Source organism: Gillisella vitis, from assembly GCF_021559775.1.
In the GTDB taxonomy this organism is placed as follows: domain Bacteria; phylum Pseudomonadota; class Alphaproteobacteria; order Rhizobiales; family Rhizobiaceae; genus Allorhizobium; species Allorhizobium ampelinum.
The window spans coordinates 45,724-65,321 of the sequence record NZ_CP056050.1; the positions used below are offsets into that span (position 1 = coordinate 45,724).

At 58.0% G+C, this 19,598-nt stretch carries 14 protein-coding genes; 12 read left to right on the top strand and 2 right to left on the bottom strand.

The genetic code is table 11. From position 1 onward, the window contains the following. Nucleotides 1–44 precede the first annotated feature (44 nt). Entirely contained in the window at nucleotides 45–1,310 is a 1,266-nt protein-coding gene (locus AVCG78_RS24460; RefSeq protein ID WP_071585052.1) for a D-arabinono-1,4-lactone oxidase, read from the bottom strand. A 29-nt stretch (nucleotides 1,311–1,339) separates the two neighbouring features. Continuing rightward, nucleotides 1,340–2,449 carry an LLM class flavin-dependent oxidoreductase gene (locus AVCG78_RS24465; RefSeq protein ID WP_071585053.1) on the bottom strand — a complete coding sequence of 370 codons (1,110 nt, stop codon included), beginning with the start codon at nucleotides 2,447–2,449 and terminating at the stop codon, nucleotides 1,340–1,342. 320 nt (nucleotides 2,450–2,769) lie between these two features. On the opposite strand from AVCG78_RS24465, the gene AVCG78_RS24470 reads away from it, so the two are divergent. The 12 genes from AVCG78_RS24470 (at nucleotide 2,770) to solA (ending at nucleotide 19,463) form a co-directional block, all read left to right on the top strand. Then, nucleotides 2,770–4,722, top strand: a complete 1,953-nt coding sequence (locus tag AVCG78_RS24470; protein WP_071585054.1) for a sigma-54-dependent Fis family transcriptional regulator — start codon at nucleotides 2,770–2,772, stop codon at nucleotides 4,720–4,722. A gap of 161 nt (nucleotides 4,723–4,883) precedes the next feature. Continuing rightward, on the top strand, nucleotides 4,884–5,396 hold the full coding sequence (locus tag AVCG78_RS24475) for a flavin reductase family protein (protein ID WP_234617970.1): 513 nt from the start codon (nucleotides 4,884–4,886) through the stop codon (nucleotides 5,394–5,396). Beyond that, complete coding sequence (locus tag AVCG78_RS24480) at nucleotides 5,393–6,667, top strand: NAD(P)/FAD-dependent oxidoreductase (protein ID WP_234617969.1); 1,275 nt, start codon at nucleotides 5,393–5,395, stop codon at nucleotides 6,665–6,667. Before AVCG78_RS24475 ends, AVCG78_RS24480 begins: the two co-directional genes overlap by 4 nt. 284 nt (nucleotides 6,668–6,951) lie before the next feature. Further along, the gene (locus AVCG78_RS24485; RefSeq protein ID WP_071585057.1) at nucleotides 6,952–8,058 is read left to right on the top strand and encodes an extracellular solute-binding protein; all 1,107 of its coding nucleotides are present in this window, start codon (nucleotides 6,952–6,954) and stop codon (nucleotides 8,056–8,058) included. 28 nt (nucleotides 8,059–8,086) lie between these two features. Further along, nucleotides 8,087–9,166, top strand: coding sequence for an ABC transporter ATP-binding protein (locus tag AVCG78_RS24490; protein WP_409065505.1), 1,080 nt, complete (start codon nucleotides 8,087–8,089; stop codon nucleotides 9,164–9,166). Next, entirely contained in the window at nucleotides 9,159–10,892 is a 1,734-nt protein-coding gene (locus tag AVCG78_RS24495; protein ID WP_071585058.1) for an ABC transporter permease subunit, read from the top strand. Before AVCG78_RS24490 ends, AVCG78_RS24495 begins: the two co-directional genes overlap by 8 nt. A gap of 210 nt (nucleotides 10,893–11,102) precedes the next feature. Beyond that, nucleotides 11,103–11,924, top strand: coding sequence for an ABC transporter permease (locus AVCG78_RS24500; RefSeq protein ID WP_234617968.1), 822 nt, complete (start codon nucleotides 11,103–11,105; stop codon nucleotides 11,922–11,924). A gap of 8 nt (nucleotides 11,925–11,932) precedes the next feature. Then, a complete protein-coding gene (locus AVCG78_RS24505; protein WP_071585059.1) occupies nucleotides 11,933–13,999 on the top strand; it encodes an ABC transporter ATP-binding protein in 2,067 nt (688 codons plus the stop codon). Between the two features lie 32 nt (nucleotides 14,000–14,031). Beyond that, nucleotides 14,032–15,204: a serine hydrolase domain-containing protein gene (locus AVCG78_RS24510; protein ID WP_156600294.1), complete on the top strand. Its 1,173-nt coding sequence runs from the start codon at nucleotides 14,032–14,034 to the stop codon at nucleotides 15,202–15,204. A 257-nt stretch (nucleotides 15,205–15,461) separates the two neighbouring features. After that, the gene (locus tag AVCG78_RS24515) at nucleotides 15,462–17,087 is read left to right on the top strand and encodes an ABC transporter substrate-binding protein (RefSeq protein WP_234617967.1); all 1,626 of its coding nucleotides are present in this window, start codon (nucleotides 15,462–15,464) and stop codon (nucleotides 17,085–17,087) included. A gap of 130 nt (nucleotides 17,088–17,217) precedes the next feature. Continuing rightward, nucleotides 17,218–18,231 carry an ABC transporter permease gene (locus AVCG78_RS24520; protein ID WP_071585061.1) on the top strand — a complete coding sequence of 338 codons (1,014 nt, stop codon included), beginning with the start codon at nucleotides 17,218–17,220 and terminating at the stop codon, nucleotides 18,229–18,231. A 65-nt stretch (nucleotides 18,232–18,296) separates the two neighbouring features. After that, on the top strand, nucleotides 18,297–19,463 hold the full coding sequence (gene solA / locus AVCG78_RS24525) for an N-methyl-L-tryptophan oxidase (protein WP_071585062.1): 1,167 nt from the start codon (nucleotides 18,297–18,299) through the stop codon (nucleotides 19,461–19,463). Nucleotides 19,464–19,598: the final 135 nt, after the last annotated feature.

Here is a 19,598-nt window from a genome sequence, read left to right on the forward strand (position 1 = left end):
CTATCCTTTGATTGCGTTGCAAGGCGGGCGATGTGGCTGCCATCTCAGGCGAATAGCCCGCGCAGGTGGTCGTTGAGAAAAATGCCATCGGGATCGATTTCGCGTCGCATTGTCTTGAATGCGTCGTAACGTGGGTAAAGCTTCTCAAGCCGTGCAGGCGTCATGAAATGGTGCTTGCCCCAATGGGGTCGCCCGCCGCGTCGTTCGAATATCGCATCGACATCGCGAAGCAGGGGCCAGGTTGAAGCCTCCGGCTTGCCTGATACGCCGATCGCATAGCCGTCGCGCTCGGCATAGGCGCTGAGATAGGAGTCGTCGGCTTTCACCGGTCGGCTTTCGACCGGATAGGTCTCATCAGGATATTTCGTGAGGAAGAGATGGCGGACTTCTGCAAAGGTTTCCTCGTAGTCCGCGAAAGGAACGGCGTATTCCATTTCGCGAAAATTTGGCTCGTAGAGGTTCGGAAAAATGACCGAGCTGTGGTCGAACTCTTCGCCGGGGCCGAGCTCCGGGCCGGGCTCGCTTACCGGTACGGCATTATAGGTGCGCATGTGGCAGATATCCGCCGCACGGCTCGCCGTGCTTGGAATTCCATCCGGCAGCACAAAAAGCTCGGCCGATGTCTGGTGTGGCAACCAGAAAAACCAAAATGTCCGGTTGTCCTTCAGCCTTTGTTGCAAACCCTCGATGCAGTCTTCGACATCAGTATTCCAGGATCGCTTGTGGATATTGTAGGATGGCACGGCCTGCAGCGTAATCGACACGACGATGCCGAACATACCGAGCGAGGTCCGAAAAGCGCGAAACAGATCGCCGTCCTTTTCCGCTGTCGTATCGAGAAAACTGCCATCTGCCGTAACTATGCGGGCAGCCACCATTTGGGCTGAAAGGCAGGGCAGGGTGATGCCGGCCCCGTGGGTGCCGGTAGCAAGGGCGCCGCAAATCGACTGCGTATCGATATCGCCCTGATTGTTCAGCGACATTCCCTTGGTGCGCAGATACCGGCTGAGATCCCCGACGGTAATGCCCGGCTCCACCGTGACCTGGTATTTTTCGAGGTCGACCGCAGTCACACCGGCAAACTGGCTGAGATCGATCTGAACCCCGGGCGTCGCGACGATCGGCGGATTGGAATGGCCCCGGCCGGAGGCTCGGACCGGCAGGTTAAGCGCGCGCGCCTTCAGCACGGCCTGGCGTACCTCCTCCTCCGTGCGTGGCTGCGCCAGATGGCGCGGAACGAAATTCTGCTCCCCAAACCAGTTCCACCAAAGTTTGCCGGGTTCAAGTATACTGTTCTCGCCAATGGACATGATCTGTCTCCAATTCTGTGATGTCTTGCTCAAGCTGATCGCTGGAGCGGCTCTTCGGCCAACGCCGCATCGACAATTGGCATGACCTTGTTGGCCAGCAGCTCCATGGACTTTCGCATCACGGCCTTGTCCGTCCAGTCATGGGCGGTTAGCATCAGCGTTTCGAACGGGCCTACCTCTTCGCGGAATGCGAGGATCTTGCGGGCTACCGTTTCCGGACTGCCATAGATGACGAAATTGTCACGGACCATTTCGTGGGTGATCGATTCCACCGGCGTGTCGGGATGGGGGGCGAGAAGACCGGGGGCGCCGAGACGTTCATAGACCGTGAACATGTAGTCGTAGTACCAGTCAAAGGCGCCGCCGCTTGTTTTGACATAGGCTTCCGCCGCTTCGTCCGTATCGGCAACGAAGATGCTCCGCGCCACTCGCCAGGCAGATCCATCGGGTGTCTTGCCGAGCTTGTTCATTTCATCGACGTAGGTCTCCCAATGGGTCTTGACGACCCAGGATGCGACGAAGTTGGCGGAAATCGGCATCATGTCGCGCTGGGCGGCGACGCGGATCGAATGCGAATTCGGACTGCTGACGGAGAGGGCAAGGGGCGGATGGGGCTGCTGATAGGTCTTTGGAAGCGAGCCGACTCCGAGGTCTGGCCACATGTTGTCCTTCAGCTGCACGTTCCAGTATTTTCCTTTGATGTCATACGGAGCGTCCGTGGTCCATATCTTCAAAAGCATGTCCAGAGATTCCATCATCATTTCCGGCCGATTCGCATCCACCATGCCGAAGGCCTCGAAGTCCGAGCCGAGCGCGCCTGTTCCCACCCCAAGAATGAGCCGCCCCTCCGTCAGGTGGTCGAGCAATGCGATATGGGAGGCAGCCATCACGGGGTGGTAAAGCGGCAACGGCAGCACGCCGGTGCCGAGCTTGATATTCTTGGTCTGCTTGGCGATGAAAGCCAAGAACATCATCGGCGATGACACCTGCTCAATTTCGCAAGTATAGTGTTCGCCCATGAAAAACTCTGCGAAGCCGAGCTCGTCTGCCAAAATCACAGCGTCGATGTCTTCCTGCAGGGTCGCGTGGTAATCGCGGTTCATATTGTGCATTGGCATCATAAAGAAGGAGAGTTTCATTGCACATCCTCATGCGTTGGTGTCCTGACGACACTCACGCAATGACCGTGCCACCGCGATCCACCAGCCCTAAAGGCGTGTTTGCAGGTTATTTCAGCTTCTCCGGCTTGGATACGGAACCGCAGGCGTCTCGCGTAAGCGAAACCCAGTCTCATTTTTGAAAGCCTTTGAGACGGGCCTATGCGTTTCGGAGAACTGGTCGCCGGACTGGCGTAAATGACGGCACGCCATTTCCTTCAAATGTAATTGCACATCTTGACGGCAAGCATTATTGCTGCATAAATTATGGACAACCCGCTGGCGACCGAGGGGATTCTTCCATGGTTCTGCGAACAGACGATAATAAAACTCCCCTTCTGCAGGCCTCCGGCGGCATTGATCTCGTAGGCCTGAACGCCAGCAGATTGGCAAACCTCGATCAGTCCTGGAAACGTTGCCGGGATCGTTACCGCTTCGACCGCGGATCCAAGGCCCGTGTCCCGTCGCTGACCACCCAGGAGATCTCCGAACAGCGGCAGCCGTTTGACGAAAACTTCGCGACAATCCGCAATGAACTCGAGTTCGTTCACTCGACATTGCAGGCGGCAAGTTTCTGCGCCAGTTTTTCGGATATGGCCGGCATCATTCTTCATTATCAAGCCGACAGCAACGCGGACGCCTCTTTGGATGTTGAACAGCCTGGAACGATCTGGGCGGAGGGGATGGCAGGGACCAATGGCGTCGGCACATGCGTGATAGAAAAGCGGCCGACGATGGTGATGGGCAACAACCATTTTTTCAGTGAGTTCTCATCGCTGTCGTGCATAGCAGCCCCTGTGCTTTCGGCGGACGCGGACATGATCGGTGTTTTCAATGTCTCGACCGGAAACGCCAATGTGACAGGCGAGACCTTCTCTATGGTGGCTGGTCTCACGATCAAAACAGCCGAGCGTTTGAGCAATCAATTTTTTCTCAACCGCTTCCGCAACGATACGATCTTGAAGATTGGCGGAAGCGAGCAAGCGATTTTGTTGGCGCTCGATCCGGAGCAGCGAATTATCGGCGCAAATCACGGTGCCCGTCTCTGCTATGGCTGGTCGGACGACGGGCGCTGGGAGCGCGATCTCTGGGCCATTTTCGAGCGAAGCCCCGATCTCGTTGATGAATTTGCCTATTCCGGCAGTGTCACCGGCTTGCGCAGATTGGATAATCAGGCCGTCTGCAATGCCACAGTCCTGCATGCGCGTGGCAATATGCCGGGGATGCGCGGGACGAAGAGCACGAAATCGGCAGTTCGGTTGGCGAAGCCCGCCTCGATTGCGCGCAGCAAGCCTGATCCAATCAATCTTGAGGAATGTCTTGGGTCGCATCCCAAAATGCAGGCCGCAGCCCGCTTGCTCCGGCGTGTATCAGGCAGTTCATTGCCTGTTTTGCTGCTTGGTGAGACCGGAGTGGGCAAAGACACGCTGGCGAAGATTTTGCATTACGAAGGCAAAAGAAGGGACAAACCCTTTGTCGCCTTCAACTGCGCTGCCGTTCCCGAAAGCCTGATCGACAGCGAATTGTTCGGTTATGGCGTCGGCGCATTTACAGGTGCGAAGCGGGAGGGAAATCTCGGACGCCTTCAACAGGCCGACGGCGGCACGCTGTTTCTCGACGAGATCGGCGATATGCCGCTATCGCTTCAGACGCGCCTTCTGAGAGTGCTGGAATCCGGTGAGGTGAGCCCGCTTGGATCGGCCAAGACGGAACATATCGATATCAACGTCATCGCTGCAACGAACAATGATGTGCGCCAAGCGGTCATTGAAGGACGGTTTCGTCAGGACCTCTATTATCGTCTTGCCGGCGTCGTTGTCGAGTTGCAGCCGCTGAGGGAGCGTGCCGATCTGGAGGATATCGCAAGGCGCCTCCTTTCAAGCGAGGCCAAGGCGCCTGCGGCAAGACTTAGCCGTGACGCCCTGACGGCCCTGATGCGGCATAGCTGGCCTGGAAATCTACGCGAATTGAAGTTCGTGCTGCAGCGTGCCCAATGGATTTGCGAGGACGGCCTTATCGCGGTGGAAGATCTGGCGCTGCCCCTCGATGGACATCAGGGCCAGGTCGCGGCTGTCAATGATGCCATCCTTCCATGCGATCCTCTGCAGGAGGCCGAACGCAAGGTCATCGTTGAAACCTTGGCGCGCTATGGAAACGATGTCATCAAGTCCGCACGGGCACTGGATATGAGCCGCGCAACGCTTTACCGCAAAATAAAGCAGCACGGCCTGGGATCTCAAAAGATCGTCAACTGATCCATTCATCTCCACGGTCTCAACGCTGCACGCTTCCGTCTCAACACTAAGACGGATGAGATGACTCTCCGCCAAACACCTCCCTTCTGCATCTCCGGAACGATTGGCATGGCCTTTGCGTGATTAAACGCAGAGATAAATGCCGTCGAAGGAGATCGAGCGTGACCCAATCAGAAATGTTCAAACAGGGGATGCGCCGGCTAGCGGCCGGTGTATCGATCATAACCACGTTTGAAGATGGCCAGCCGCATGGGTTTGCCGCGACCTCCGTGACGTCGGTTTCCGCCGATCCGGCGCCGCTGCTGCTGGTCTGCGTCAGCAAGACAGTCTCGTGTCATGACACGATCATGCGGGCCGGAAAATTCTGCGTCAACGTGTTGCGAGAGACGGATATCGAAACGGCCAGATTGTTCAGCTCCGCTGAATTTCGCCAACGGCGGTTCGCGCTATGCGACTGGCAGACACTGTCGACCGGCGCGCCTGTCCTCACCAGCGCGCTGGCCAATTTCGACTGCCGCGTCCACCACGCCATGGAGGTGCAAACCCATACGGTTTTCTTCGGCCTTGTCGATGAGATCAAGCTTTTGGGCGAAGACGTGCATCCGCTACTCTATGTGAATGGCCAGTTCGATGGACTGCGCTCGGTTGTTCCGACAGTGGCAGCAGGATCGTGACAGTGGTATCTGGCGAAGGTCAGGCGAAACGCGTCGTGGTGATCGGCGGCGGCGTTGTCGGCGTATGCGCTGCCAGCTGGCTGCTGCGAGACGGTCATGCGGTCACGATCGTTGAGCCTGGGCAGATCGGGCGGGGCGCATCTTACGGGAATGCCGGATGCTTCAACCCATCATCCGTGGTGCCGATGTCGATGCCTGGCAACCTCATAAAGGTCCCCGGATGGCTGCTGGATCCTCTGGGGCCGTTATCCATCCGCTGGTCCTATCTTCCCACCATTGCACCATGGCTCATCCGTTTTCTACGCTCGGGAACCCGCGACAAGGTCGAAGCGCAAGCGCGCGCACTGGGCGATCTGCTGCGCGATTCCGTCGGTGTCTATCGACCCCTGATCATCAACGCTGGTGCCCAGGCGCTGGTCCGCCAGGACGGTCATCTCGTGGTTTACCCGAAACGCGCCGATTTCGAAGCGGATGCGCTTGCCTGGAAGCTGAGACGGGACAACGGGATTGCGTTTACGGTACTCGAGGACGAGGCGCTGTGGCAGCAGGAGCCAGCTCTGGCCCATTCCTGCAGGCTCGGCGTCTTCTTTCCCGACAATGGGCACACCGTCAATCCCAACCGGCTCGTCCAAATGCTGGCGGACGCATTCCTGCGTGACGGCGGCACGATCCTTCCTGCAGCTGCGCAAGGCTTTGAGATGGAGGGTGAAAGAATTCGTGGCGTACGGACAGACCGCGGGTTGGTGTCCTGTGAAATGGCCGTCATTGCCACCGGCGCCCACTCGAAAATATTCACAAGACAGCTTGGCGATCATATCCCGCTGGATACGGAGCGAGGATACCATATCGTGGTGCCTTATTCTGATCATATGCCTCGCATCCCGATCATGGATACCTCGGGAAAGTTCGTTGCAACACCCATGGAGGGCGGCTTGCGTATTGCGGGGACGGTTGAATTTGCCGGGCTCGATGCCGAGCCCGATTGGAAGCGCGCGCACAAGCTTTTGACACTCGGTCAACGCCTTCTGCCGGAACTTCCGACTATCGATCCGAGGGATGCCGAGGTCTGGATGGGATTTCGGCCAAGCATGCCGGATTCCCTGCCGGTCATTGGGCGATCGCGCCGCACTGGGGATATTATCTACGCCTTCGGACACGGCCATGTCGGCATGGCGGGCGGCGCCCAGACCGGATTGCTGGTGGCAGATCTGGTCGCGGGCCGCGCGCCGCGCATTCCCATTGCCGCATTTTCTCCAGAGCGATTCGGATGAGCGCCCATGGTTGAAAAAGCTCGAATTTGGTCCAGCGCGAGTCTCACGAAAAAGACGCGACGCGTCATCTTTGCGACAACACGTATCTGCCCCAACATGCAGGGGATGAGATCGAATTCGCCTCGGCCACGGTATCAAAATGAAACTCATTTGGAAAATCAGAATGATAGCAAAAATGCCCGAACGGCGGCGGCCACAATCGTTCGCTCAGCTATCCTGAAAGGGTAGCTGGCACGCATGTTGCAGCATGTCTACCGTTACAAAAACCAACAGAGGTGAACACAATGAACACCGCCATTTTTAAAAAAGCCATTGATAGACGCACCATGCTGAAAACGGGCACCGCCGCTCTGACAACGGCACTCTTCGCGCCCAACCTCATCCGTCCGGCGCAAGCCGCCGAGACGATCACCCTGCTGACGTGGGAGACCTATCACGACGATGACTGGATCGCCGAATGGGGCATGGCCAACAACACCGACGTCAAGGCCGTGCGTATCGGTTCCGAAGACGAGCTTTTCTCCCAAGCATTTTCGGGCGCCGTGCATGCTGACGTGCTCTATGTCGAGACCGGCTCCTTGCCGCGTTTCAAGGAAGCCAACCTTATTGCCAAGATCGATCCGGCTGCCATGGCCAACACCGCCAATATCAGCCCCTCGCTCGATTGGAAAAAATATGTGGGCGTCGGCGGTGAAACCATGGGCATTCCCTATAATTGGGGTACCCAGCCGCTGATGTTCGACGCCGGCCAGGTCACTAAGATCGATACATGGGCTGTTCTCTGGGACAAGGCCTATGCAGGCAAGGTCAACATGTTCGACGATTGCACCATGACCTTCCCGATGATTGCCCTTTATGTCGGCGCGAAGGATCCGTTTAACTTGACGGAAGCCGAATTTACCGCCTGCACCGAGGCGCTCAAGGCGTTGCGCCAGCAGATCCGCGTTATCGCGCGCGGCTTTGACGATGCGACTGCGCTCTATGCCGCCGGGGACGCCATACTCGGCTATTGCCAGAACGTCGCGGTGGTCAGCTCGCTGCAGGCGAAAGGCAAGAATTTTAAATATTCGCTGCCGAAGGAAGGCACGCCGACATGGATCGATTGCGCCTCGATCTCACCCCAGGGCGCCCGCCCTATCGTCTACAAGTTCCTCAACGACAATCTGTCGCCCGAATGGCAGTCGCGGTTCATCACGAAATCGACCAATAACGGCATCCTGACAGCGGATGCGGCACGCAAGGCTGGTGTCAAGGATGATTTGCTGAAGATGACCAACGTGCCGGATTCGGAAGCCGCAGGCTTCTGGGAAAAGATGGTGATCTTCCAGCGACCGGAAGACCTCGACCGCCGGCTGCAGATATGGAACGACTTCAAGTCCGGTACTCTCTAAATCTGCCTGGAACGACGGAGTAATGACGATGCCCCAGCCAGCATATGAAAGCATTCTCTCCCTCGATGGAGTCGACAAGACCTATGGCCGGTTTGGCAAACCGGCCCTCGATCGCGTTTCCTTCGATGTCGCCCCCGGAGAATTCTTCTCCATCCTCGGCCCGAGCGGATCTGGAAAGACCACAATCCTTCGAACGATTGCCGGTTTCGAAACGCCGGATCGTGGCCGTGTGATGATGTCCGGTGAAGATGTCTCGAACATCCCGCCCAACAAGCGGAATGTTCGCACGGTCTTCCAAAGCTATGCGCTGTTCCCGCATATGTCCGTCATGCAGAATGTTCAATACACCTTGCGCATGCAGGGGATTGGCAAAAGCGAGCGGCTGATCGAGGCTGAAAAGGCGCTTGATCTCGTCGAGATGGGCAGCTTTGCCGCGCGGCTGCCGCATGAGCTCTCAGGGGGGCAGCGGCAACGTGTCGCTCTGGCACGCGCCATCGTGTCGAAGCCAAAAATTCTTCTTCTCGACGAGCCGCTGGGCGCGCTGGACCTGCGGCTTCGCCAACAAATGCAGCACACGCTGGTCTCCTTGCAGAAGGAACTGCAAATGGCCTTTGTGTACGTGACGCACGATCAGGGGGAGGCGCTCTCCATGTCCAACCGCGTGCTGGTCATGCGCGAGGGCCGCATCGCCCAGCTCGGCAAGCCGCAGGATCTGTATTTCGCCCCGAGGTCGGAATTTGTGGCGCGATTCGTCGGCAATTCAAACATGTTGCCGGTCGATTTTGTCCGGGAGGGGGAAACATGCGTCGCCATGATCGGCGGGGTGCGTTTTCCCGGCATCGTCAGAAACGAGCCGAGAAGCGGCAGGATCGCGGTGCGCTACGATGATGTCACTGTCGATGCCGAGGATGGCAGAACGGTACCCGCCACGCTCGCAGGCATCGTCGACAACATCCTGTTTCTTGGTACGACCCTTGAGGTGAACGTGCGCTGCGGCGATCAGATGATCCTGTCCAGCATCCCCGCGACCCAAACGACAAGGCTGACCAGCGGCCAGCCCGTCAGGGTCGGTTTCAATCTCAGCCAGGCGCAGGTATTTGATGTATAATGCCGTCGAAACACGTGGCTTCGTCCTGCCCTATGCAATTGGACGGCGCTTCCTTCTCAAGCTGAATTTCGCGCAGGCTCCATTGCTTGCCTGGCTTGGCCTGATCGTCGTGTTGCCCAATCTGCTGCTGATCGCCACCAGCTTTCTTGGCATCAGCAAAGGGCGGATGATCTTCGCTCCGACCCTTGCGAATTATGCCCGACTTTGGAATTCAAACGGCTTCTGGCATCTGCTTGCATCGACGCTGGAATTCAGCCTGGCAGCCAGCCTTTGTGGCGCGCTGCTCGCCTATCCCATGGCCTATTTTGTCGCCCGGATGACGCTGCGGCACAAAAATCTCCTTACGGTGCTCGTGCTGATGCCGCTATGGATCAGTTTGCTGATGCGTGTCTTTTCCTGGCGTCTCATCCTTGGCCAGAGCGGTTTGCTGAATTCGCTGCTCGTCACCACCGGTATCTTAAATCAGCCATCGCCGCTCTTCCTCTACACGCCCTTTACCGTTATTCTGACCTTCGCCTATATTTCGGTGCCCTACATTTTTATTTCGACGCTCAATGCCTTCGAAAAAATACCGACGTCCTTGATCGAGGCTTCGCAGGACTCAGGCGCGACCGGTCTGCAGACCTTCTCCCACATTGTCTGGCCATTGACGCGCCGCAGTCTCGCCATCGGTGTCAGCCTGGCCTTTCTTGTGACGGTCGGCGACTACGTGACGCCGGCCATGGTCGGCGGTATCGATGGAACGACGCTCGGCGTCCTCATTTCCTCCCAGTTCGGAATGGCCAACAACTGGCCCTTTGGTGCGGCCGCGTCGGTCGCGTTGATCCTGAGTGTCGGAATTGTTCTTAGCGTTCTGCTATGGCTTTGCCCGAGCCGCGGCGTTTTCAGCGGCGACGAAGCGCCTGCAATACCGCACCCGTTGACAGGGGAGGGCGGCGTCCACTGGCCTACGTTTGCGGGATCGATCGGCTATGGTCTTGTCATTGCCTTCCTTTACGCGCCGCTTGTGCTGATGGTGATATTTTCCTTCGGGGCCTCGACGGTGCAGTCTTTTCCCATCACCGAATTCACGATGAAATGGTATGCCGATCTCGCCGACACGTCAGGTCTTCTCATGGCGGCGCAGAGATCGCTTATAGTTGCGGTCTCGGTCGTCTTTTTTTCCTCGACAATCGGCACCGCATTTGCCTTGGCGCTCCATTTCCGGCCGGTCAGGGGTTCGCATGCGATGGAACTGCTGCTGGCGCTGCCACTTGCGATGCCCGCCGTGGTTCTGGGAGTGGTCATGGTTCTCGGCACCGAATTACTGGATATTCCATCCGGCCTGGTGCGCACGATCATCGGGCAATCCAGCTTCGTCATGCCAGTCACATTGATGCTGGTACTGGCCCGGCTGCGGCGGCTTGACCCGACGCTGGTCGAGGCGTCGCTCGATCTCGGCGCCGGACGAATCAGCAGCTTTCTTCACGTGGTGTTACCGTTGATCAAAGGCGCTGTCATTGGCGGTGCACTGCTTGGATTGACCCTTTCCGCCGACGACGTGATGGTGACCCTCTTTCTTGCCGGGCCCTCGCAGACGCTGCCGATCTGGGTCTTCAACCAGATGCGCTTCGGTTTTACACCCTCGGTGAACGCGGTCTTCACTGTCCTTGGGATGCTGTGTTTGACAGCCGTTATCGTTGCCAGTTGGATTGCCGCAAGCGGACGGGCAAAGAAATTGGCTTAGTCGCTCGCAGCTCCAGCCTTTGCGTTATCTCCGCTGGAGGTCCAGACGCACTCACCTCCGCGTCGCGTTTAATAGATTGAATTAAAAAGATTTAGGACGATAATGACGAACCTTTCCGATCTTCGACGATCCCGGTTGCACGAGGCCAAGGACTCGCCAATTGCAACGTTGCGAGGGTCAAATTCGGGGGCTCGGTTTACGAGACAGTTAGTGCGCTTGCGGTTTCCGTCCTGGGCCTCACCTGCTTTTATCGTGGGTGGCCTCGTCGTTCTGTTTTGGCTGTTCGCAATGGTCTTTCCGCAGGCCTTGTCGGCCTATGATCCACTTCTCATTGTCGGGCGTCGTCTTCAGGCCCCGAGTGCCTTGCACTACTTGGGTACCGACGCCCTTGGTCGTGACGTGTTCAGCCGCACGATGTACGGCGCGCAGCACTCTCTGCCGATTGCGTTGATCGTGGTCATCAGTGCAGTTGTGATTGGCGCTGCTGCCGGCTCGATCGCCGGCTACAAGGGCGGGCTTGTCGGCGCGGCAATCATGCGGCTGGTGGACATCACCTTGTCCTTCCCGCCGATCCTGCTGGCCATGGCGGTCGCAGCGTCGCTCGGGCCGGGATTGGGCAATGCCGCCATCGCCATGGTCGTGGTCTGGTGGCCCGTCTACGCGCGGCTGGTGCGCGCTCAGGTGCTCGAAGTTCGGGAGCGCGAACATGTTGAGGCCGCTGTGGCGGCCGGTGCCAGCCATTTCCGCATTCTGACAAAGCATATTTTGCCGCTGTGCTGGATGCCGGTTCTCATCAGCGCAACCATGGACCTCGGGCAGGTCATGCTGCTTGCCGCGTCACTGAGCTTCATCGGTCTTGGCGCGATGCCGCCGACCCCGGAATGGGGCGCGATGATTACCGACGGCGCCACCTATTTCTACGACTGGTGGATCGCTTTTGGACCTGGAATGGCCATTCTTACCGCCGTGCTCGGGTTCAATTTCATTGGCGATGGTCTGCGTGACTATCTTGACCCGAGGTCGTCGAAATGAACCTGCCTATGAGGAATATCCTTGCAGCAGCCCATGAACCACTTCTGCAGATCAGCAATCTTCAGGTCGGCTTCTCGACGCGAAATGGACACCTGGAGGCCGTCCGAGGCATCGACCTTCACCTGTCGCGAGGCGAGGTGCTCGGCGTCGTGGGAGAATCGGGATCGGGAAAATCGCTGAGCATGCTGGCCGCGCTCGGCCTGCAGGCGCGCAACGCGACCGTCGGTGGCTCCGTTCTGTTCAAGAAGCAGCAATTGGTGGGACTGCCGCGCAAGAACCTGCGGGCATTGCGCGGCGGCCAAATCGGAATGATCTTTCAAGATCCTCTGTCTTCTCTCAATCCGGTCATGAAGGTTGGCGACCAGATTCGTGAAATGCTGTTCCTGCATCGCCGCGGACTGAGCCAGGCGATGGCGACCGAGCGGGTGCTGGAGTTGCTGCGACTCGTTGCCATCCCCGAACCCGAACGCCGTCTCAGCCAATATCCGCATGAGTTTTCGGGCGGCATGCGCCAGCGCGTGATGATTGCGATGGCGGTGGCGAACAATCCCGAGCTTCTTGTCGCCGACGAGCCGACGACGGCGCTTGATGTCACCGTCCAGGCGCAGATCATGCAGATGCTGCGGGAGTTGAAGGACAGATTGGGTCTGGCACTCATTCTCATCACCCACGACCTCGGCGTGGTCGCCGGTCACGCTGACCGTGTTGTTGTGATCTATGCAGGGCAAGTGGTAGAAGAAGCCGCGGTGCGGGAGCTTTTCGCCAATCCTCGCCATCCCTATACCCGAGGCCTCATTGCTTCGATCCCCACACTCACATCGAACAGTTCGAAGCTTTATTCCATTCCCGGCGCGCCGCCGGCGCTTGGCGCCTTTGCGGAAGGCTGTGCGTTCCATCCGCGCTGCAGCTTTGCGCAGGACATCTGTCGAAAACTCGATCCGCCAACCGTCGTCATCGGCCAGCATCGCGCGGCTTGTCACTTTGCTGACAGCTTGCCGCCTTGGCAGGGTCGTCGTCACGGTGAAGCGGAGCGGCCGAGTCGGTCTGAAATCGTAGGCCCCGGGGAGGCATTGCGAGATGGAAATGTCGCACTGTCGGTCAGAAATTTGTCAAAAGTCTTTCCTGTAACGGGCGGTATCTTGATCCGGCGCGAAATCGCCGAGCTCAAGGCCGTCGATGATGTCTCCTTTGATCTGGAGCGTGGCAGGACACTTGGCCTGGTGGGCGAGTCCGGGTGCGGCAAGTCGACGCTTGGACGCAGCCTGCTGCGGCTCATCGAGCCCACCTCGGGAAGCGTGTATGTCAACGGAACCGATGTCCTTTCACTCGATGCCAAGGCGATGCGGGACATGCGCCAGCATCTGCAGCTGGTTTTCCAGGACCCCTATGGTTCGCTGCATCCGCGCATGCTGATTGAAGACAGCATCGCCGAGCCTTTGCGCATAACAGCGATGAATCGTCTGCAGCGGCGCGAGCGGGTGGAGGAAATGCTTGATCTGGTCAGTCTCAACGCAGCCCATGGCAAGCGTTATCCGCATCAACTTTCCGGTGGTCAGCGACAGCGCGTCGTCATAGCCCGCGCTCTTGCGCTGAAGCCGGAGATACTTGTGCTCGATGAGCCGGTTTCGGCGCTGGATGTCTCGGTCCAGGCCGGCGTTCTCAACCTGCTGAAGGAGATCCAGGAGAAGATGGGGACGGCATATGTTTTCGTTGCGCACGACTTGTCGGTGGTCCGCCATATATCCCATACCGTTGCCGTCATGTATCTCGGCCGCTTCGTGGAGGTCGCTCCTACCGAGATACTGTATGGGCGGCCGTTGCATCCTTACTCCCAGGCCTTGATGTCCGCCGTGCCGGTTGCCGATCCCGATCTCGAGCGCAGCCGCAACCAGATTCTTTTGAAGGGTGAAGTTCCCAGCCCGATCAATCCACCGTCGGGTTGTCCGTTTCGCACCCGCTGTTTCAAGGCGCAGGATTTATGCGCTCAGCTGAAGCCGCCGCTCGTCGAAATCGAGGCTGGCCACTTCGCCGCCTGCCATTTTCCCGCGCCGATGGAAGGCATGTTTGCAAATTGACGAAGGAGCGCGTGATGATGGGCGAAATATAGATGGACTTTGATCGGGATGATCGACTTCAGGGCTTTGTCCAAAGCGGCTACGAGACGGTGGCTGAGGCGTTCCGGGCCAATTTCCAGCAGCGCGGCGATCATGGCGCTGCTTTCGCCGCGGTTGTCGATGGCAAGCCGGTGATCGACATCTGGGCCGGCTCGGCCGATCGCGGCGACCGCCGCGCTTGGGATGCCGACACGATAGCGGGAATTTTTTCGGGGACCAAAGGACTTGTGGCGACGTGCCTGCTTTTGCTGCTCGAACGCGGTCAGCTGGACCTCGATCTGCCGGTCTGCACCTATTGGCCGGAGTTCGCAGCTCATGGTAAGGATTGGATCCTCGTTCGGCATCTTGTTTCGCATCAGGCCGGATTGCCGGGACTTACGACGCCGGTGACGGCGGAGGAGGCGACGGATGACGTTCGCATGGCGCAATTGCTGGCCGACCAGGTGCCGATCTGCAAACCTGGAACGAAATTGCAGTATCACGCGCTGACGTTCGGCTGGCTCTGCGGTGAGCTCGTTCGCCGCATCGATGGTCGCAGCATCGGCCGGCTTTTTGCAGATGACGTCGCCCGTCCCCTGAGCCTTGATGCCTGGATAGGTCTTCCCCTGGACCAGGAGAGCCGGGTGGCTGTGCTTGAACGCGGCCCGGGCTTCGGTATTGATACGCAGGCGTCATCGGCAAGCGATCGCGTCGCCTGGTCGATTTGGGAGAACCCCCGCCGATTTTCGGTGGATCCCATGCCCGCAAATACAAGGTCCTGGCGGGCGGCGGAAATACCGGCCGGCAATGGCGTCGCGTCTGTGCGGGCTGTCGCTAAGCTCTATGGATGCCTGGCCCGGGGTGGAGACATAGACGGAACGCGTATCTTGCAAGCCATCACGATAGAAAAGGGCAGGCAACGCCTGATCATTGGCGTCGAGCCGTATCTCGGCCAGCAGCTTGCCTACGGCGTTGGGTTTCAGCTGCAGACGAAATCTCGCATTTTTGGAGAGCCGGAAATTGCCTTCGGTCATGATGGGGCGGGTGGCTCCATGCACGGAGCCTGGCCGGAGCTTAAAACGGGATTCTCCTATGTCACGAACACCCTCATGAGGTCTGAAGCTGGAGATCCTAGGTCAAACGCTCTGCTCGCCGCACTTCATCGCTCGGTATGCGCACGTGCTTGATTTACTTACCCCTATGATGAGGTTTGCTTCGGAGCGGCACAAACCAGTCGCAAAAGTGAGACTGGAATTCTGCAATCGAGACTTGTCAGGGCAAGACCGCGCGTCTTTGGGGCGCGACAGCTGGAATCCCAGCCCGCCATGGAGTGGCACAACCATTGCAGTTTCGTTGCTGTTCATTGCGCAGGTTCTTGAAGGACCAAGCCTGATGCGGGTTACACCCAATGCCGAACGAAAGATTCAAAGAAAAGAAGGGGAAAATGATGAAGGAAATCTGGAACTTGCCTTATCTGCGACTATCGAAATTATCGGTTGGCGGTCTTGCCACCGCCGCGGCGCTGTTCGGGGCGACCCTCGGGGCAGTTCCTGCATCGGCCAAATCGCTTGTGATCGCGCGCGATATGGACATGAACTCGCTGGATCTGCATCGCGCATGGTGTGAGTCATGCATCATTTACAACAATGCCGTCTACGAGGGCCTCCTGACTCTCGACGCAAACAATAAGCTGGTGCCGGTAATCGCCGAGAGCTGGCAAGTCAGCAATGATCTCACGACATTCACCTTCAAGATCAATCCGAAGGCTACCTTCTCCGACGGTTCGAAGGTCGAGGCAAAAGACGTTAAATGGTCCTGGGAAAGACTGCAGAATATTAAGGGAAACGCCGCCGAACTGGCAGAAGCCATTGCTTCGGTGGACGCCCCTGATCCGGCGACCGTCATCGTAAAGACGAAAGCACCCAATTCGGAATTCCTCAACGTCCTTACAGCGACCTATTTCGGTGTCATCAATCGTCGTGTCGCCGAAACGGAAGGCAAGGCCAATGCGGGTCCCGACGCGGCAAAGTCGGATTCGAGCGAACCATGGTTCTTCTCGCATTCGGCCGGCGCCGGGCCCTTCGTGCTCGAATCCTATGAACCAGGCTCGGAACTCAGGCTCAAGCGCAATGAGCACTACTGGCGCAAACCTGCAAATGTGGACGAGGTGATCATGCGCCAGGTCGGCGATACGGTTGCGCAGGCGCAGCTGCTTCAAAGCGGCCAGGTCGATATCGCCATGCAGGTCGATGCCGAGACTGCAAAGACGCTCACCTCACCAAATGTAAAGGTCGAATCGGCTCCCTCATTCAACTTCATCTATGTGGCCATCGGTCCTGGCGCCGTCGCCAATCCATTTCCCATGACGATGGAGATCCGCGAAGCGATCTCCATCGCGATCGATCGCAAGTCGTTGATCGACTTTACGGTTGGCGAGGGCAATGGCGAGCTTATATCCGTGCCTTTCCCGATCGGCTTTCCTGGCGCCAGCGGACATGCAATTCCGGAATACAATCCGGAAAAGGCCAAGGCGATGCTTGCCCATGCGGGCAAGGCGGACGGTTTCACGCTCGACGCCACTTATCCGCAGCTCAATGTCTATGGTGTTGATCTGTCGATCATGATGCAAAAAATCCAGCAGGATCTGGCCAAGGTAAAGATCACGCTGGACCTCAAGCCTGTCGAAATGTCCGCATGGCGGCAGCGTGTCAGCGGCGACCATATTCCCTTCACCGGAGCTTATTATTCCCCGGATTTCTACGGGACTTCGCAGTTCGTCCAGACCTTCGGTCTGGCGGAGGGAACCCTGTGGTACAAACGTGGCGGCGCCGAGCGTGATCCGTCGTACCTCCTCCCCGAAAATCTCAAGCTGATGGCCGAAGCCCTGAAGGCGAAGCCGGCGGACGCGGAAAAAATCTGGTTCAAGATCGGCGAGAACATCAAGAGCGACAACGTCATTCTGCCGATGCTCAGCCCGAATCTCATGCTCACCTATGGGAGCAAAGTGCACGGTGTGCGCAATTCGGCGATCTGCATCCTGCCGCTGTATGACGTTTCTATCGAAGATTGATGGTTGCGCTTCCTGACAATTGCGACCGTGGCCTTCCTGGGTCGCGGTCGGTCAATGTCGGCTAAATCTGTCATTACCCGGCCGCATATGCGATAGTGATGAACGTCAGAAAATTCCATGCGAGGGACTAATGCTGAACTACATATTGAGGCGTGGGGTTGCGATGCCCTTCATCTTGCTCGGCATCATCACGATGGCCTTTTTGCTGACCACCATCACCAAAGGCGATCCACTGACGGCCATCGTCAGCGAACAGCAGATGAACAATCCCGAAATCGTCGCGGCGGCGAAAGCCCGCTGGGGCCTCGATCGCAGCTTACCCGAGCGGTACTTCATTTATGTGGCCAATCTGGCAAGGGGCGATATGGGCACCTCCTTCGTGACGCGCCGGCCGGTGTCGCAGGACTTGATCGCGCGCTTTCCAGCCACGTTGGAACTTGTGATCGCCGCGATGATAATTGGTGCGACGACTGGCGTCGTGTTCGGTGTGCTGGCAGCCTATTACCGGGATTCAGCCATCGACCAGGGTGCGCGGCTGTTTTCCCTCTTCGGATCTTCCGTTCCGATCTTCTGGCTGGGTCTAGCGCTGCTTTTCGTGTTCTCTGTGCATTTCCAGCTATTGCCCGGACCGGGGCGGCTTGACCCTCGCATATCGCCGCCGCCCTTCGTCACGGGCTTCATGACTGTGGATTCGCTGCTGGCAGGGAATCTGGCAGCGTTTGCAGACGCCCTTCGCCACCTTGTTCTGCCGTCGCTCGTGCTTGGCTGGACGGTCGCCGGAACGATTTCCCGCCTTGTTCGTGCAAACATGCTCGAGATCATGGAGCGCGAGTTTATCCTGACGGCCCGCGCCAAGGGGGCCGGTGAATTGCGCGTCGTTTTCAGGCACGCGTTTCGCAACATTCTGGTGCCGGTCCTGACTGTCGTCAGCTACACCTTCGCTTATCTGATTACCGGCGCCGTGCTCACGGAAGCGGTGTTCGGCTGGCCTGGTGTCGGCAGCTACGCTGTGACGGCCGCCCGTTCATTGGATTTCCCGGCGATCATAGGTGTTACCATCGTTGGCGGCGCCATGTTTTTGATTACCAACCTTTTGACGGATATCGCCTATGTCTTCGTCAATCCGCGCGTCCGTCTGACATAGACGATGTACGGGATGCAGCAAATATTGGAACAAACGTCTCACGATGAACGCGGGAAGGGGATGTCATGAAATTTGACGCGGATGTCGGAGTGTTGGGACTGGGGGCGATGGGCTCGATGACAGCGTGGCGTGTGGCCAAACGCGGCGTCAGCGTTTTGGGTTGGGACCGTCTTGCTCCCGGTCACGACCAGAGCGCCTCGGGCGGCGAAAGTCGGATTTTTCGCACCGCTTACAAGGAAGGACCGGCCTACGTAACGCTTCTGATCCGGTCACGATTGTTGTGGCAGGAGCTGGAGGCTGAAACTAATAGTTCGATTTTGAACCTCATCGGTGCTCTCTTGATGGCGCAGGAGGATTCCGACTATATGCGCAATGTGATTGCGTCCTGTGAGAACTACGATCTCGACCACGAAATACTGTCGGCCGAACAGATCCGCCAACGCTATCCCGTCCATACGCTCGATCCAGGGGAAGTGGCGGTATTGGATCGCTGGGCTGGCTATATAAGGCCCGACCGCGCCAATATGATAGCGGCCCGTCATGCCGAGAAGCTGGGCGCGGTGCTGCACCGCTATACGCCCATTCGCGATATCGAATTCAGTCAGGAAGGTGTCACCGTTTATTCCGACAACCGCGAATGGCGCGTTCGCAAACTTGTTCTCTCTGCTGGCCCGTGGACCCGTCGCCTCCTGCCGGGCACGGCCCAAAACCACAGTCTGGTCCGGATCGTATTGGCTTGGTATCGAACGGAGAACGACGCCCTTTTCCAGCCTGATGTCTTTCCAATCTTCATGCGCCAGTCAGGAGGTCTGGATTTCTGCGGCTGGCCAATGATCAACGGCGACAGCGTCAAACTCGGCCGCAATGGATCGCATGGGGTCTTTGACGATCCCGATCGGCTCGATAGAAATGTGGAGCCGGAATGGTTCGTGCGCTGGCGTCGGATGATACGAGACTATTTGCCGGGCATAATTCCGGATCCGGTGCGCGTTGGCGCCTATATGGATGGTTGGACGCCGTCGGGCCATCCGGTCGTGGATATTCATCCCGATTGCCCAAACCTCGTCACAATGTACGGCTTCTCCGGCCACGGGTACAAGCTTGCACCGATGTTCGGGGAAATCGCCGCGCGTCTGGCGCTCGGGGAGAAAATCGAAGAGGACATTTCGATCTTCCAATCTCTCCCGCTCGGTCCGCTGGATGCCGTTCCGGATGAAGCGGTGGTCGTTTGATGACATCATAGTGCCAGCATAAGGGCACGCGCGCCGCAGCGCCCTTGCCTTCGCGGTCAATTCATACCCGCGAGCTCAACCCCTTGCCCCAAAAAGGGGCAAGGGCACACAACAAAGAAAGCTCCACTTGCCGGC

What these genes read in the sequence shown, in the direction of transcription:
- AVCG78_RS24460 (WP_071585052.1), bottom strand. Translation starts at nt 1,310, where the DNA reads ATGTCCATTGGCGAGAACAGTATACTTGAACCCGGCAAACTTTGGTGG.
- AVCG78_RS24465 (WP_071585053.1), bottom strand. Translation starts at nt 2,449, where the DNA reads ATGAAACTCTCCTTCTTTATGATGCCAATGCACAATATGAACCGCGAT.
- AVCG78_RS24470 (WP_071585054.1), top strand. Translation starts at nt 2,770, where the DNA reads ATGGTTCTGCGAACAGACGATAATAAAACTCCCCTTCTGCAGGCCTCC.
- AVCG78_RS24485 (WP_071585057.1), top strand. Translation starts at nt 6,952, where the DNA reads ATGAACACCGCCATTTTTAAAAAAGCCATTGATAGACGCACCATGCTG.
- AVCG78_RS24490 (WP_409065505.1), top strand. Translation starts at nt 8,087, where the DNA reads ATGCCCCAGCCAGCATATGAAAGCATTCTCTCCCTCGATGGAGTCGAC.
- AVCG78_RS24495 (WP_071585058.1), top strand. Translation starts at nt 9,159, where the DNA reads ATGTATAATGCCGTCGAAACACGTGGCTTCGTCCTGCCCTATGCAATT.
- AVCG78_RS24505 (WP_071585059.1), top strand. Translation starts at nt 11,933, where the DNA reads ATGAGGAATATCCTTGCAGCAGCCCATGAACCACTTCTGCAGATCAGC.
- AVCG78_RS24510 (WP_156600294.1), top strand. Translation starts at nt 14,032, where the DNA reads ATGGACTTTGATCGGGATGATCGACTTCAGGGCTTTGTCCAAAGCGGC.
- AVCG78_RS24515 (WP_234617967.1), top strand. Translation starts at nt 15,462, where the DNA reads ATGATGAAGGAAATCTGGAACTTGCCTTATCTGCGACTATCGAAATTA.
- AVCG78_RS24520 (WP_071585061.1), top strand. Translation starts at nt 17,218, where the DNA reads ATGCTGAACTACATATTGAGGCGTGGGGTTGCGATGCCCTTCATCTTG.
- solA (WP_071585062.1), top strand. Translation starts at nt 18,297, where the DNA reads ATGAAATTTGACGCGGATGTCGGAGTGTTGGGACTGGGGGCGATGGGC.